The sequence below is a fragment of the Caballeronia sp. LZ024 genome, from assembly GCF_031451455.1.
Taxonomy (GTDB): domain Bacteria; phylum Pseudomonadota; class Gammaproteobacteria; order Burkholderiales; family Burkholderiaceae; genus Caballeronia; species Caballeronia telluris.
The window spans coordinates 1,370,145-1,383,890 of the sequence record NZ_JARUXL010000004.1 but is presented as its reverse complement, the minus strand read 5'-3'; the positions used below and the strand labels follow the sequence as shown (position 1 = coordinate 1,383,890).

Here is a 13,746-nt window from a genome sequence, read left to right as displayed (position 1 = left end):
GCATGTCCAACATCATCAAATTTGCCGTGCTGCTCGTCGGTGCGATCCTGATTGCCCTGATCGTGCGGGTGGTCATCGCGAGCGCCTCGCGTCCTTCCGCGCCGCCCGTCGTTTCGACCCAGAAGGTGCAGGTCAGCGCCGCCGATCTTCCGCAAGGCCTCCTCTTGCGCGACGAAGACCTCGTCTGGAAGCAGTTGCCCGCGACCGCTGTTCCGGTCAATGCCATCGTCGCCGGCGCGCCGAACGCGCCCGACCTGAAAGGCGCGCTTCTGCGCCATCCGGTGGCAAGCGGCGCGGTGCTCGTCGCCGACGACGTCATCCTGCCGAGCGCGCCGGGCTTCCTCGCGGCGACGCTCAAGCCGGAGATGCGCGCGGTCTCGGTTGCGGTCGACGACGTCTCCGGCAACGCGGGCCTGATCCAGCCGGGCGACTATGTCGACCTGCTGCTGACCCAGCAGATGGAGCGCCGCACGGACTCGCCGGATCTCGCGGTGTCGAGCGAAACGGTCGTCGAGCATGTGCGCGTGCTGGCGGTCGGCTCGGAGATCAAGCGCCCGAAGAACAACGGCGACGCGCCCGAAACCACTAGCCGCGCCCGTACCGTCACGCTGGAAGTGACGCCGCGCATGGGCGAGGTCGTCGCCGTCGCCGCGCGTCTCGGCAGCCTGTCGCTCGCGCTGCGTAGCTTCGCGACCGTCACGCGCGATCCGGCTGCGTCGGCGGCGGCGTCGGCCTCGTCGACTGAACGCGCGCCGATCTGGGCAGGCGACATCTCGCGCGCGGTGCGCGATCTGCCGCGTTCGCACGCGCCGCACGCTAGCACGGGCAACGTCGCGCCACCCGTGCCGCGCACGGTGACCATCTATCGCGGCTCCGACAAAGCCGACGGATCGAGCGTCGCGCAAGTGAGCGGCGCCGCCGACACGGCGCCGCCGCTGCCGACCGTTCCCACTCCGCGCTGAAAGCCGTGTCCACCGGTCGCCGCAGCGTCATATCGCCAGGATTCAACGTCATGAAAACGCAGTTCAGTTCGAGTTGCACCGATGCAAGGCTCGTCGCGCCCGTCTTGGCGTGCGCGATGCTCGTGCTCGGGGCGATGCCCACGGCCTTGGCGGCCCAGCCCGGTGCCGCGCCGGTCAGGACGGTCGCCAATCCGTTCGGCACGGCGGCGGCCGAACAGCCGGCGCTCCAGCAAGGCCCGCTTTCGATCGATGCCGGCAAGGGCACGATGCTGCGCCTGAGCGAGGACGCCGTGTCGGTGTTCGTCGCCGATCCGACGATCGCGGACGTGCACGTGCCTTCGCCGAAGACGATCTTCGTGCTCGGCAAGAAGACCGGCAGCACGACGCTCTACGTGCTCGGGCCGAACAACAAGACGCTGTTGCAACGCACGATCGTCGTCGCGCGCGACATGATCACGGTGCGCAATACGATCGCTGCCCGCTTCCCGAATCTGAACGTGCAGGTGAGCACGGGCCAGGGGTCGCTCCTTCTGACCGGCCAGGTGCCGAATTCCCTGGATGCGGATGCCGTCGTGCAGGCGATCACGCCTTACCTCGCCGACAAGGAAGTGCTGATCAACCGCATGACCATCGACCGGCCGTTGCAGGTGCAGTTGCGCGTGCGCATCACCGAAGTGGACCGCAACGTCACGCAGCAGCTTGGCATCAACTGGCAGGCGATGGGCAGCGCGGTCGGCAACTTCTATGGCGGCATCTTCAGCGGCCGCCCGATCTACAACCTGAATCAGCCGATCGCAAACGGCGCGGGCGGCGTCACCTATCCGGTGAACCTGCCGACCAACAACGCATATTCGTTGCTCGGCGCATTCAAGACGGGCAACGTGGACATCCGCGCGCTCGTCGATGCGCTGAATCAAGAGGGCCTGCTTACCGTGCTCGCCGAGCCGAACCTGGTCGCGCTGTCGGGCCAGACCGCAAGCTTCCTCGCGGGCGGCGAATTCCCGATCCCGGTCTCGCAGACCAACGGCGCGATCTCGGTCGAATTCAAGCAGTTCGGCGTCAAACTCGACTTCACGCCGACTGTGCTCAACGAGCGTCGCATCAGCCTCAAGGTGCGCCCGGAAGTGAGCCAGATCGATTCGACCGCGAGCGTGACAACCGGCGGCGTGACCGTACCGGGCCTCTCGGTGCGGCGCGCGGACACCACGGTTGAACTCGCGAGCGGGCAAAGCTTCGCGATCGGCGGCCTGTTGCAGAGCAATACGTCCGACATCGTGTCGCAAGTGCCGGGCATTGGTTCGATACCGGTGCTGGGCAAGCTCTTCTCGTCCTCGAACTACCAGAACAACAAGACGGAACTCGTGATCATGGTCACGCCGTACCTCGTCGAACCGACCGATCCGGCGAAGCTGCGCTCGCCGCTCGACTCGCTGATCTCGCCGTCGAGCGACGTCGAATACAGCTTCAAACGCCAGTCCGGCGACGAGCCGCAGCCGGGCCAGCCGCGTCTGGTCGGCGCGGCCGGCTATGTCTATTGAGCGCGATGCCATGAACATTTCACGACTTCTCATTCTTGCCCTTGCCTGCGCGTTCGCCGCAACCGCGAGCGGCTGCTTCAAGCCGCCGCGCAACATGCCCAACGAATCGGTGATCGGCTTCGACGGCCATTCGATCGTGCCGCCCGACTGCGCGAGTCTCGCGCGCCCGTCGCTCCTGACCGACGCGGGCTTGCGCCGTCCGAGCATGCAATGGGGCTGCGCGACCTACACGAATCTCGCGGCGCAGCTTGCGCACCCCGAGGACGCCGTCAGGCCGCAGACGCTCGGCCCCGCCGATGCGGCGGTCGCGGCGAGCGCGGTGCGTCGCTACGAGTCGGGTCGCGTGATCCAGCTCGACACCACGACGTCGCGCGATTCCAAGTAACGCGCCACTCTCGAAGAAGAAGACCATGAGCACGACAGAACTGAGTTTCCTGAAGCCGAAGAGCGGTGTGCGCGTCGCGGATTTCATCGCGTTCGTCTCCGATCGCAAGACCGAGCAGGTCCTGAAGAGCTTCGTCCTCGAACAGGCGATGCCGCACGTGCATATCGCGATGGGTGGCGTCGACGATGCCATCGCGCACCTGTCGAAGATCGAACGCTCGCCGCTCTTTTTGCTCGTCGACTTGCAGAACTCGGTGATGCCGTTGTCGGACCTCGGGCGCCTCGCGGAAGTGTGCGAGCCGTCGGTGCAGGTCGTCGCACTGGGCGAGCGCAACGACGTCGGCCTCTTCCGCAGCCTTCTGAAGATCGGCGTGCGCGACTATCTGGTGAAGCCGCTGACGGTCGAACTGCTCAAGCGCACGGTCAATGTCTCCGAGGGCAAGGTGAGCCCGGTGACGCTCGCGCGCGCAGGCAAGACGATTGCGTTTGCCGGCACACGCGGCGGCGTTGGCGTGACCACGCTGGCGCTCAATCTCGCGCGCCACCTCGCGGAAGACACGCACCGGCGCGTGGCCTACGTCGACCTCAACCTGTGCGGCGGCGCGGCGAACGGCATGCTCGGCCTGACGAGCAACAACGGCCTGATCGATGTGCTGCAGAACGTGCGCCGGCTCGACCCGCAGTACGTCGAGCGCACGCTGGTCGCGAAGGGCAGCCGGCTCTACGTGCTGTCCGCCGATCTCGACTACGGCACGGAAAAGCAATTCGAACCGGGCGCGCTGAAGCGCGTGGTCGAACTGCTGTGCGACAGCTTTCACTACGTGATCCTCGATGTCGGCAACCCGGGCGGTTCGCTTGCGCAAGAGGCCTTCGATCAGGCGTCGCGCGTGTATCTGGTTGTCGACCGCTCGGTGCATTCGACGCGCGAGACGATTCGCCTTCTGCGCTTCATCGAGGATCGCGATAACAATCCGCCTACCTCGCTGCTGCTGAACAACCCGAACGCGGCGAGTTCCGGCAAGGTGCAGGTCGCCGACTTCATGTCGGCGGTCGGTCGCACGGTGCTGCACGAAGTGCAGTTCGAAACCAAGGCGATCGCGACGGCCGAGAACCTCGGCGAGGCGCCGCTCGAAAAGTCGCAGACCGGTTTCAACCAGGCCGTCGCGCGTATCGCGAGCGATCTGACCGGGCAGCATGCGAGCGTCGAGCGCAAGTTCCTCCACAAGTTCAGGCTGGGGAGGAAGTAATGTTCGGGCAGAAGCAGATTTCGCGGGACGCCTTCGACGACGCAGCGCCGCCGGCCGCCGATTCCGCCACGGTAACGACGCTCGCGCCGAAGCCGGCGGAGCCCGCGCCGGCACGCGCACCGGCACCGGAAGGCGGCGAGACGCTGGTCCGTTCCGATCTCTTCAAGCTGATCCGCAACGGCGTGTTCACGGCAATGAACGCGTCGGCGGCGGTCGGCAAGACGCGTGAGCAGATGAAGCCGGGCGTCGAGCAGCTCGTGCTGGAAGTCGCGGAACGCGAGCGCCTGAACGTCACGCTCGCGGAGCAAGGGCAGATCGTCGGCGAACTGCTGAACGACATGTTCGGCCTCGGCCCGATCGAACCGCTGCTCGCCGACGAAACCATCACCGACGTTCTCGTGAACGGTCCCGATCAGGTCTATGTGGAACGGCACGGCCGGCTCGAACTGACGCAATGCAAGTTCCGCGACAACGCGCACGTGATCAACGTGGCGCAGCGGATCGCCGCGGGCGTCGGACGGCGCGTGGACGAAAGCAGCCCGATGGTCGACGCGCGCCTCGCGGACGGCAGCCGCGTCAACGTCGTGCTGCCGCCGCTTGCGATTCACGGCGCGTCGATCTCGATCCGGAAGTTTTCGAAGCGCAACATCACGCTGCACCGGATGTCGCAGCAAGGCAACATGTCGCAGGCGATGGCGAACGTGCTCAAGCTCGCCAGCACCTGCCGGCTCAACGTGATCGTGTCGGGCGGCACGGGCTCCGGCAAGACGACGCTGCTCAACGCGCTCTCGCACTTCATCGGGCTCGGCGAGCGCACGGTCACCATCGAAGATGCGGCCGAGCTGCAACTCGTGCAGCCGCATGTCGTGAGCCTGGAAACGCGGCCCGAAAACGCCGAGGGACTCGGCGCCGTGACGCAGCGCGACCTCGTGCGCAACGCGCTGCGGATGCGCCCGGACCGGATCATCCTCGGCGAAACGCGGGGCGCCGAAGCCTTCGACGTGCTGCAGGCCATGAACACCGGCCACGACGGCTCGATGACGACCATCCACGCGAACACGCCGCGCGATGGCATCACGCGTCTGGAAAGCATGGTGATGATGGCGAACGGCAACCTGCCGCTGCTCTCGATCCGTCGCCAGATCGCAAGCGCGGTGCACCTGATCGTGCAGATCGAGCGAATGCGCGACGGCATGCGGCGCGTCACACGCATCACCGAACTCGTCGGGATGGAAGGCGACGTCATCATCACGCAGGATCTCTTCACGTTCCGCTACGACGCGAGCGCTTACAGCGAGGAGGTGAAGGGCGTGTACGAATCGGCGGCGGTGCGGCCGGCGTTCGCGCAACGCGCGGCGTACTACGGTCTCGAACACGCGCTCCTCGAAGCGATGACGCCATGAACATGGTCAACCTCATCACCATCTGTTCGTTTGTCGTCGTGCTGCTCATCGGCGTGATGGTGCTGACCGTGCAGGACATGCGCAATCATCAGCCGCACGCGCGCATCCACGCGCGCATGCAGCAGTCGTTTTCGCAGCAGGCCGTGCGCGTCAAGGACGGCGCACGGCGCGACGCCGACCTGTTCAAGATCAGCCGCCACGATAATCTCTTGAGCCGCTGGTTCGGCCCGAAGATCGTGCGGCTCAAGACAGTGGCGTCGACTCATGGACTGAAGGTCGTGATCGGCGTGGCGCTTGCAGCCGAGATCGTCGCGCTGCTGATGACGCATTTCATGCCGCTGCCTGCCTTCGCGGGACCGCTGCTGATCTTCGGACTGCCGGTCTTCGGCGCAATGCAAGCCTACCGTTTCCTCGTCGAGCGCTTTCGCAAACGCTTTCTGGATGGCTTTCCCGATGTGATCGACCTGATCGTGCGCGCCGTGCGCGCCGGCGTGCCGGTGACGCAGGTGATTGGCTCGGCCGCGAGCGAATGTCCGGAACCGCTGCGCACGGAGTTCAAGCTGATGGGCGACTCGCTGCAGGTCGGTCTCGATCTCGAAGAAGTGCTCGCGGTGGCCGTGAAGCGCATCGAGATCGCGGACTTCTCGTTCTTCAGCGTCTGTCTGCTGTTGCAGCGCGAAACCGGCGGCCAGTTGGGCGAGACGCTCGAAAACCTCGCGGGCATCGTGCGCACGCGTCGCGAGATCCGCCTGAAGACGAAGGCGCTCACCGGCGAAGCGCGCATCACGACCAAGATTCTCGCTGCGATTCCGGTCGTCATTATGGCGTCGATGTATGCGACCAACCGCGACTATCTGATGGTGCTCTTCGATGCCCAGGCGGGCCACAAGCTGCTCACGTTCGGCGTGATCTCGATCGTCATCGGCCTCTTCGTGATCAAGAAGATGTCGAAGCTGGATACCTCGCGATGACTCCGGAAAACGTTGAAACACTAATCAACCTGCTGATGCTGCTAGCGCTGTTCGCGGTGCTCGCGATCTGGTGGGCGTCCAAGCACGGCGGCCGGCGCGGCCGCATCGCCGAGCGCGCGCGTCTCGCCGCGCTCACGCATCGCAGCGACCGGACCGAAGCCGCCGACGCCGACGACCAAGCGGGCTTTCGCACGCGGCTTCTGCGCCGGCTCGCAAGAATCGGCGACAAGATTCCGCTCTTCGACGCCGCCTATCGCCTCAAGCTGCAAAAGGAAATGGTGCGCAGCGGCTATCGCAGCAGCGTCGCGGTGTCGATCCTGCTGGCGGTCAAGTTTTGCGTCGGCCTCGTGTGCGCCGCGCTGACCGTGATGCTCGGCTCGCACATTCCGGTCGTCGGCGAATATCCGGCGGGACGCGGCATCGCGATGCTGATGGTGTTCGTGGTCGGCATGATTCTGCCCGAGTACGTGGTCGCGTATCAGGCGTCGCGGCGGCGCAAGGCGATGGCCGGTTGCCTGCCCGATGCGCTCGACCTGCTCGTCATCTGCACGAACGCGGGCAACAGCCTCGGCGTGAGCATCCGGCGCGTCGCGGACGAAATGAAGTCCATCTGTCCGCCGCTCTCCGACGAGTTCTCGCTGACCGCAGACGAACTGAAGCTCTCCGGCGACAGCACGCGCGCGCTGCATGGTCTCGCCGAACGCATCGATCTGCCTTCTATCCGCGCGCTCATCTCGACGCTTACGCAATCGATGCGCTACGGCACGCCGATCACGCAGGCGCTGCGCACGCTTTCGCGCACGGAACGGCTCGCGCACATCGTGTCGCTGGAGGAAAAGGCCGCGAAGCTCGCACCGAAGATGGTCGTGCCGATGATGCTCTTCATTCTTCCCGCGATCATCGCGATCGCAGCCGGCCCGGCCGTCATTCAACTTCTCGCCTTTATCGCAGAGCAATCGAAATGAACTCAACCGAAGCAATCCGCCGTATCGTGATGACGGCCTGCGGCGCGGCATTGTTGCTCGCAGCCGCGGCGTGCACGACGACGACGCGCCAGGTCGCCGACACGCGTCCCGTCATGCGCAACACGGCGCCGAGCACGATGAGCGAGCTGCGCATCGCGGACACCGCGCTCGATTCCGGCAACTTCGAACTCGCGACGAGCCTCTATGAAAAGGCGGTGCAGGCCGATCCGAAATCGGTTCCGGGATTGACGGGGCTCGGCAACACGCTCTACGCAGTCGGCGACTTCACGCGCGCGAATGTTTACTATCAGCGCGCGAGTCAGGGCGATCCGAACGCGACGGCACCGCTCATCGGGATCGCGCGAGTGGCGATCCATCAGCGCCGTTTCGACGATGCGACCGCCACTTACCGGCGCGTGCTTGCACTCGCGCCGAACGATCCGCTCGCGTCCGCGGGCCTCGGCGCGGCGCTCGACCTGAGTGGCGATCACGCCGGTGCGCAGGCGCTGCTGCGTCAGGCGCTGAACGCCAATCCCGGCGATCCGCTTCTTTCGGTCAATCTCGGCCTCTCGCTGATTCTCGCGGGCAATCCGCGCGAAGGCGCGAACGTGCTGCTCGACGTGACGCGCTATCCGGCCGCGCCGCCGCAGGCGCGCCAGAATCTCGCGCTGGCCTACGGCCTGCTCGGCAATACGGAAGCGGCGGCGGAAATCCTCTCGCGCGATCTGCCGAAAGCGTCGGTACAGGACAACCTGCGCTACTACGAGATCCAGCGCGCGTATCTGAACCGGCCGGCCGGAAACACGGCGAACGCGGTATCGTCGGCGGCGCCGGCCGCCCGCGTCGCGCCGGTGCAGGCCACGCCGATTCAGGCAGCGAGCCTGCGATGACGCAGCGCTTCGTCGCGCGCCTCTGGCGTGACATCCACGGAGTGTCCGCGATCGAATTCGCGCTCGTCGCGCCGGTCGTGTTCATCCTCGTGCTGAGCACGCTTGAGATCGCGCTCGACATGATCGTCGATGCATCGGTGCAGATCGCGGCACAACAGGCGTCGCGCATCGGGCTGACGACGACCAATCCCGCGAGCGGCACGCGCGCCGATCAGGCGCAGACCGTCGTGAATAACGTGCTGGGCCGCTGGCGCGGCATCGGCGGCACCGTGACCATCACGACGCTGAACTACGGCAGCTATAACAACGTGGGAAGCACCAACTACCAGGCGAACATGGGCAATTTCGGCGACGTCGTGTCCTACAACATCGCCGTGACGATTCCGGGCTTCTCGGGCATTCCCCAACTCCTCGGCGTGAAGTCGATGACGTTCCAACGCAACTACATCGTGCAGAACGAAAAATGAAACGCACGCCTGACGCAAGGCTTGGCCGACGCGGACGCTCTCTCGGGGCCAAAGGGATGCTCGAACGACTGTGGCGTTCCGAGCGCGGCAGCGTGGCGATCGAATTCGTGGTGATCGTGCCGCTGATGCTGCTCGTGCTGCTCGGCTTCACCGAACTCTATCTGTACATGCGCACGGTGAGCATCGTCGAGCATACGGCGTTCACGCTCGCCGATTCGATCGGCCAGATGCAGCAAGTCATCGACGACAACACGACGAGCAATTCGAACAACCTCGGTTCGATCTGGAACGCCGCGGCCGTGCTCGCGATGCCGAACGCGCTGCAGGCCAAGGGCGGTGTGATCGTGACCTCGGTGTGCGACCAGAGCACCGCCTGCACCACGCCGATCCTGCCGCCGAGCCAGACCTGGGGCGCGGGCACCGCCCAGATCGCCTGGCAGCGCAAGGCGCCGTGGACCGCTTCGGGCATGACCTCGTTCGTCACGAAGACGAGCGTCCTGCCGAAGACCTGGCCGTTTCGCAGCGGCGACTCGGCGGTCGTCGTCGAGGTGTTCTATTCGTACACGCCGTTCGCGATGACCGCTCCGTTCTGGACCAACGCGCCCGGCAAGCAGACGATCTATCAGCGCGTCTACGTGCGCCAGCGCGACGGGCAGCCGCTCCTGCTCAAGGCCGCCTCATGATGCGAAGCACCGACATGACACCCCGGCGCCGCTTTAAGCCCGAAGGGCGCGGCGCCGCTGCGCTCGTGAAGGGCGAAGAAGGCGCGGTCACGATGATCCTCGCGGTCTGCGCGAGCATGATGATCGGCGCGATGTGCACCGCGCTCGACACAATCCACTACGAGATGACGCAGGCGCGCATGCAGATGGCGCTCGACGTCGCGACGCTTTCGGCCGGCGCCGATCTCTCGCACTACGCGAGCACCTCGGGCAGCGATCTCGCAAACTGGCAGAAGGACGCCCGCGCGTACTACGACGCCAACATGCCGAAGGGCTATCTCGACCTCGTGATGCCCGACAACAAGTTCTCCGCGACCGTGAGCGGCACGCCCGCCGCCGGCCAGACGATCAGGCTCTCGGCTTCGGGTTCGATGCCGCTGCTCGCGCCGGTCTTCTTCGGCACCAACACGACGGGTAGCGGCTCCGGCTCCGGTTCAGGGTCGGGCAACACGCCGGATGTCTCGACCGTCACGGCCTCCAACGCGGCGCTGCGCCTGCCGAAGAGCACGCTCGAACTCGTGCTGGTGCTCGACAACACCGGCTCGATGGCGGACTACGCCAGCAGCGACAAGACGCAGGGCACGAAGATCGCCGGGCTGCGGACGGCGGCGGCACGGCTCGTCGCGAACATTCTCGGCCAGTCGGGCCACGATTCGTACATCGGGCTCGTGCCGTTCACGACGCTGGTGAACGTGAAGGGTGCGTTGCAGTCCGGCGGAACCTGGATGACGCCGAAGTTCACCTACAACCCCAAGAATGTATCGATGGCGCCGGATTCGACCATCACGCAGTCGGGGTGGGGTGGCTGTGCGGTCGAGCCGCGCGACGCGTCGGGCAATCTTTATCCGAAGGCGTATGCGCCGAAGGACATTCCGGCCTTCACGCCGTTCTACTACAACGTGCCGAAAGCGGGCTTCACGGTCACGACCTACGACAACAGCACGAAGTGCAACGTGACCGGCACGACGTCGTTCATGGGCGGGCCGCTCAGCTACCAGACCAACGGTTCGCTGACGTACTGCAGCACGAAGAACGGTTCCACGATCGCGAACCTGTGGGGCCAGCCGAAGACGGACAAGCCCACGATCACGACGCTCTACCAGAACGGCAACACGAATTCGACCGGTACGATGAACGGACCGTGCGGCATTCAGCCCGCAAAGTTCCTCACGCAGGACTCGACCGCGCTCACCACCGCGATCAACAAGATGCAGGCGAGCGGCTCGACGATCATCCCGACCGGACTCCTCTGGGGATGGCGGATGCTGTCGTCGGACTGGTCGGACAACGTGGCGGGCGCGGGCAACGGCTGGATTTCCACCGACACGAGCATGCCGCGGCCGGAAACCACGCAGGCGTTGCAGCGCGTCGCGATCGTGCTGACCGACGGCCAGAACGATCCCGGCAGCGCGAGCGGCATCATGCCGATGCCATCGTTCAACGGGCTCTCGGGCGTCGGCAACAACGTGCTGCAGGCGCCGACACTCAAGCGGACCAACGGCACGTCGCTCGTCAACGGGTCGATGTCGTCGGTGACGGACATCAACGCATTCCAGCTCGGCGTCTGCACGGCGATGAAGAACGCGGGCATCGTGGTGTACGCGATCACCTTCGGCGCGGATGCGTCGAGCGGCGTCGCGCAGCAGGTGATGCAGAACTGCGCGTCGCCGGGCGACTACTTCCATGCGCCGACCAACGACGACCTCGACGCGATCTTCCAGCAGATCGCCGGCAACCTCGGCGTGCTTCGCCTGACGCAATGAAAGCCGTGCCCGCGACGCAAGACACGCGCATCGCGGGCACGTCCATTGCTAAAAAAATCTCTGCAAGTCCACTTGAACTCTTGAAGGAGAGTCGACATGCCAGAGAAGAAAACCGTCGAGCGCGCGCAAGCCGCAAAGCGCGCAGGAAAGTCGCCGAGCACCCAGGCCGGCGCGTTCGTGAAGGAACAGATCGACCACATCCGCGAAGGCAAGCACGGCGCGAAGTCGGCGAAGCAGGCGATCGCGATCGGCTTGTCGGAGGCGCGCCGTTCGGGCGTCAAGACCAAGGCGCCGAAGAAGGGCACTACGTCCGAAGCCACGCGCAAGAAGGCCGGCAAGGACACGGCCGCGGGCCAGCACAAGACGAAGAAGAGCGCGAGCACGGAGTCGAAGAGCAAGCGCTCCGCCGTCTCGACTCGCGTGCTCAAGCGCGAGAGCACGAAGGCGGCGTCGCATACGGCCTTGTCGCGGCAGTCGCACGCGAGCGCGAGCCGGCGTTCGGCCGCCGACCGCTCGGCCGCCGCGAAGAAGGGCTGGGCGACTCGCCGCAAAGCCGCGGCCGCACGTCACGCGACGCGCTGAGCCGTCGCGTTCCTAGCGGCGGCTTCGCGCGGAATCGGGCAGCATCCGCGCGAACGAGACGGCCATCGTCGCGAGTTCCTGCGCAGCGGGCGTGAGCGGCACGCCCGCGCGGCGCACGAGGCACACCGGCGCGAGGGCCGCGTGCTCCGCGATCCGCACGACGGCGAGCGAGTCGCGGAAGAATGCGTGGTCCGCGAGCCGCGACGGTTCGAGCGCGAGATAGTCGGAATGCGCGACGCAGTGCAGCGTATCGAACACGGCCTCGGTCGTGGCGGCGATGCGCGGCGGTTCGAGACCGGCGGCGTCGAAGAGCATCGAAAGGCGGTTCGTCGCCGATACGGCGCGGCGCGGTCGCGTACTCACCCATTCGCACGCCCGCAGATCGGCGAGCGTGCGCGCCTGTGCGAGCGGGTGATCCCGCCGCGCGATCACCGAGACTTCCGAATCGAAGAGGCGAGTCGTCTCCAGATCGTGGACGTCGGCTTCCTGCGACACCAGCGCGAGCGCGAAATCCAGGCTTCCGTCGCGAACCCATGACGTCAGCACGCGCGAGGTCGCGCTCGTCAGATGCACCTCGATGCGCGGACATCGCTCGCGATAGCTCACCAGCAGCGCGGGGAACAGGCGCATTGTGGCTTCGGCCGCGAGCCCGAGCGCGACGTGTCCTGTCGATTGGCCGCGCAATTGCCGCATTTCCTCTTCGGTGCGCGTGCACTCGCCGAGGATGACGTCGGCGCGCAGCCGCAGGCGTTCACCGACCGACGTCAGCCGCGCGCCGCGATGCCCGCGCTCGAAAAGCGGTCCGCCGACGCTCGCTTCGAGCTTGCGCAGTTGTTGCGTCACGCCGCTTTGCGCGACGTTCAAACGCCGCGCCGCCGCACGCAGGCTGCCGCTTTCGGCAACCGCGATGAACATGCGCAACTGGGTGAGAGTCAGTTCCACGGGCTGTCCGGTGATCTTGAAAAGTGATCATGATAAGCAAATCGCCCCTTATTGGTAGCGTTTTGCGCCCGTACCATCGTCAGGCGTTTTCTCGAAAAGAACCTTTCCGCCTGCCATGAAAAGACTCGCTTTGCTTCTCACGATCGCCGCGGCGCTGGCCGCTTTGCCTGCCATTGCCCGCGATGCCAGCGCGCTGCGCCTCGGCATCGACCCGGGTTATCCGCCGATGGACGTCAAGACGCCGGACGGCCACGTCGCCGGCTTCGACGTCGATCTGGGCGACGAAATCTGCCGCCGCATCGCGATGCATTGCGAGTGGGTCGAACTCGAATTCTCCGGCATGATCCCGGCGCTGCAGGCGCGCAAGATCGACGGGATCATGTCGTCGATGGCGATCACCGACAAGCGCATGAAGCAGATCGCGTTCTCCACCAAGCTCTTCCAGTTCAAGTCGCGGCTGATCGCGAAGAACGGCGCGCCGCTCACCGCGAGCGCACAAGGACTACGCGGCAAGCGCATCGGCGTGCAGAGCGGCAGTCAGTTCGAAACGTATGCGCTCAAGAACTGGCAGCCGGGCGGCGTCGAAGTGGTCGCGTATCAGAGCCAGGAGGGCGTGTTCAACGATCTCATGGCCGGCCGCATCGATGCCGCGTTGCTCGGTTCGGTCGAAGCGGAGCACGGCTTCCTGAAGACGCCGCGCGGCGCGGGCTTCGCCTTCGTGGGCGAGCCGCTTTCGATGGGCGATCACGGCGTCGGCATGGGTCTGCGGCAGGACGACACGGCGCTCAAGGCCAAGGTCGATCGCGCGGTTGCGGACATGCGCGCCGATGGCACCTATCAGAAGATCGCGCGCAAGTATTTCGACTTCGACGTGTACGGCGACTGAACGCTTCGACTCAAGGATCACCCG

General features: G+C 65.8%; 14 protein-coding genes. 13 read left to right on the top strand and 1 reads right to left on the bottom strand.

From position 1 onward, the window contains the following. Nucleotides 1-2 precede the first annotated feature (2 nt). The 12 genes from cpaB to QCE48_RS28530 all read left to right on the top strand — a co-directional run bounded on the left by cpaB (nucleotide 3) and on the right by QCE48_RS28530 (nucleotide 11,894). Nucleotides 3-962 (top strand): Flp pilus assembly protein CpaB, encoded by a 960-nt coding sequence (gene cpaB, locus QCE48_RS28585; protein ID WP_309782017.1) that lies wholly within the window; start codon nucleotides 3-5, stop codon nucleotides 960-962. A 50-nt stretch (nucleotides 963-1,012) separates the two neighbouring features. Next, nucleotides 1,013-2,500 carry a type II and III secretion system protein family protein gene (locus QCE48_RS28580; RefSeq protein ID WP_309782018.1) on the top strand — a complete coding sequence of 496 codons (1,488 nt, stop codon included), beginning with the start codon at nucleotides 1,013-1,015 and terminating at the stop codon, nucleotides 2,498-2,500. 10 nt (nucleotides 2,501-2,510) lie between these two features. Continuing rightward, on the top strand, nucleotides 2,511-2,885 hold the full coding sequence (locus QCE48_RS28575) for a CpaD family pilus assembly lipoprotein (protein WP_309782019.1): 375 nt from the start codon (nucleotides 2,511-2,513) through the stop codon (nucleotides 2,883-2,885). A 25-nt stretch (nucleotides 2,886-2,910) separates the two neighbouring features. Then, nucleotides 2,911-4,131, top strand: coding sequence for an AAA family ATPase (locus QCE48_RS28570; protein WP_309782020.1), 1,221 nt, complete (start codon nucleotides 2,911-2,913; stop codon nucleotides 4,129-4,131). Continuing rightward, a complete protein-coding gene (locus QCE48_RS28565; RefSeq protein ID WP_309782021.1) occupies nucleotides 4,131-5,534 on the top strand; it encodes a CpaF family protein in 1,404 nt (467 codons plus the stop codon). The genes QCE48_RS28570 and QCE48_RS28565 overlap by 1 nt, the downstream gene beginning before the upstream one ends. Beyond that, the gene (locus tag QCE48_RS28560) at nucleotides 5,531-6,505 is read left to right on the top strand and encodes a type II secretion system F family protein (RefSeq protein WP_309782022.1); all 975 of its coding nucleotides are present in this window, start codon (nucleotides 5,531-5,533) and stop codon (nucleotides 6,503-6,505) included. Before QCE48_RS28565 ends, QCE48_RS28560 begins: the two co-directional genes overlap by 4 nt. After that, nucleotides 6,502-7,470, top strand: a complete 969-nt coding sequence (locus tag QCE48_RS28555) for a type II secretion system F family protein (RefSeq protein ID WP_309782024.1) — start codon at nucleotides 6,502-6,504, stop codon at nucleotides 7,468-7,470. The genes QCE48_RS28560 and QCE48_RS28555 overlap by 4 nt, the downstream gene beginning before the upstream one ends. Beyond that, complete coding sequence (locus QCE48_RS28550; protein ID WP_309782026.1) at nucleotides 7,467-8,360, top strand: tetratricopeptide repeat protein; 894 nt, start codon at nucleotides 7,467-7,469, stop codon at nucleotides 8,358-8,360. Before QCE48_RS28555 ends, QCE48_RS28550 begins: the two co-directional genes overlap by 4 nt. Then, the gene (locus tag QCE48_RS28545; protein WP_309782027.1) at nucleotides 8,357-8,827 is read left to right on the top strand and encodes a pilus assembly protein; all 471 of its coding nucleotides are present in this window, start codon (nucleotides 8,357-8,359) and stop codon (nucleotides 8,825-8,827) included. The genes QCE48_RS28550 and QCE48_RS28545 overlap by 4 nt, the downstream gene beginning before the upstream one ends. Before the next feature lie 56 nt (nucleotides 8,828-8,883). After that, the gene (locus QCE48_RS28540) at nucleotides 8,884-9,510 is read left to right on the top strand and encodes a pilus assembly protein (protein ID WP_309782028.1); all 627 of its coding nucleotides are present in this window, start codon (nucleotides 8,884-8,886) and stop codon (nucleotides 9,508-9,510) included. Continuing rightward, the gene (locus QCE48_RS28535; RefSeq protein ID WP_309782029.1) at nucleotides 9,507-11,312 is read left to right on the top strand and encodes a VWA domain-containing protein; all 1,806 of its coding nucleotides are present in this window, start codon (nucleotides 9,507-9,509) and stop codon (nucleotides 11,310-11,312) included. Before QCE48_RS28540 ends, QCE48_RS28535 begins: the two co-directional genes overlap by 4 nt. Before the next feature lie 96 nt (nucleotides 11,313-11,408). After that, nucleotides 11,409-11,894, top strand: coding sequence for a DUF6496 domain-containing protein (locus tag QCE48_RS28530; protein WP_309782032.1), 486 nt, complete (start codon nucleotides 11,409-11,411; stop codon nucleotides 11,892-11,894). Nucleotides 11,895-11,906: 12 nt separating this feature from the next. On the opposite strand, the gene QCE48_RS28525 is transcribed toward QCE48_RS28530, so the two are convergent. Continuing rightward, nucleotides 11,907-12,836: a LysR substrate-binding domain-containing protein gene (locus QCE48_RS28525; protein ID WP_309782034.1), complete on the bottom strand. Its 930-nt coding sequence runs from the start codon at nucleotides 12,834-12,836 to the stop codon at nucleotides 11,907-11,909. Between the two features lie 115 nt (nucleotides 12,837-12,951). Here QCE48_RS28525 and QCE48_RS28520 point away from each other — a divergent pair, with 115 nt between their 5' ends. Continuing rightward, nucleotides 12,952-13,722 (top strand): transporter substrate-binding domain-containing protein, encoded by a 771-nt coding sequence (locus QCE48_RS28520; RefSeq protein ID WP_309782036.1) that lies wholly within the window; start codon nucleotides 12,952-12,954, stop codon nucleotides 13,720-13,722. Nucleotides 13,723-13,746 lie beyond the last annotated feature (24 nt).

Coding starts and splice junctions, on each gene's coding strand:
- QCE48_RS28570 (WP_309782020.1), top strand. CDS start 2,911: ATGAGCACGACAGAACTGAGTTTCCTGAAGCCGAAGAGCGGTGTGCGC.
- QCE48_RS28560 (WP_309782022.1), top strand. CDS start 5,531: ATGAACATGGTCAACCTCATCACCATCTGTTCGTTTGTCGTCGTGCTG.
- cpaB (WP_309782017.1), top strand. CDS start 3: ATGTCCAACATCATCAAATTTGCCGTGCTGCTCGTCGGTGCGATCCTG.
- QCE48_RS28530 (WP_309782032.1), top strand. CDS start 11,409: ATGCCAGAGAAGAAAACCGTCGAGCGCGCGCAAGCCGCAAAGCGCGCA.
- QCE48_RS28550 (WP_309782026.1), top strand. CDS start 7,467: ATGAACTCAACCGAAGCAATCCGCCGTATCGTGATGACGGCCTGCGGC.
- QCE48_RS28575 (WP_309782019.1), top strand. CDS start 2,511: ATGAACATTTCACGACTTCTCATTCTTGCCCTTGCCTGCGCGTTCGCC.
- QCE48_RS28565 (WP_309782021.1), top strand. CDS start 4,131: ATGTTCGGGCAGAAGCAGATTTCGCGGGACGCCTTCGACGACGCAGCG.
- QCE48_RS28545 (WP_309782027.1), top strand. CDS start 8,357: ATGACGCAGCGCTTCGTCGCGCGCCTCTGGCGTGACATCCACGGAGTG.
- QCE48_RS28540 (WP_309782028.1), top strand. CDS start 8,884: ATGCTCGAACGACTGTGGCGTTCCGAGCGCGGCAGCGTGGCGATCGAA.
- QCE48_RS28535 (WP_309782029.1), top strand. CDS start 9,507: ATGATGCGAAGCACCGACATGACACCCCGGCGCCGCTTTAAGCCCGAA.
- QCE48_RS28580 (WP_309782018.1), top strand. CDS start 1,013: ATGAAAACGCAGTTCAGTTCGAGTTGCACCGATGCAAGGCTCGTCGCG.
- QCE48_RS28555 (WP_309782024.1), top strand. CDS start 6,502: ATGACTCCGGAAAACGTTGAAACACTAATCAACCTGCTGATGCTGCTA.
- QCE48_RS28520 (WP_309782036.1), top strand. CDS start 12,952: ATGAAAAGACTCGCTTTGCTTCTCACGATCGCCGCGGCGCTGGCCGCT.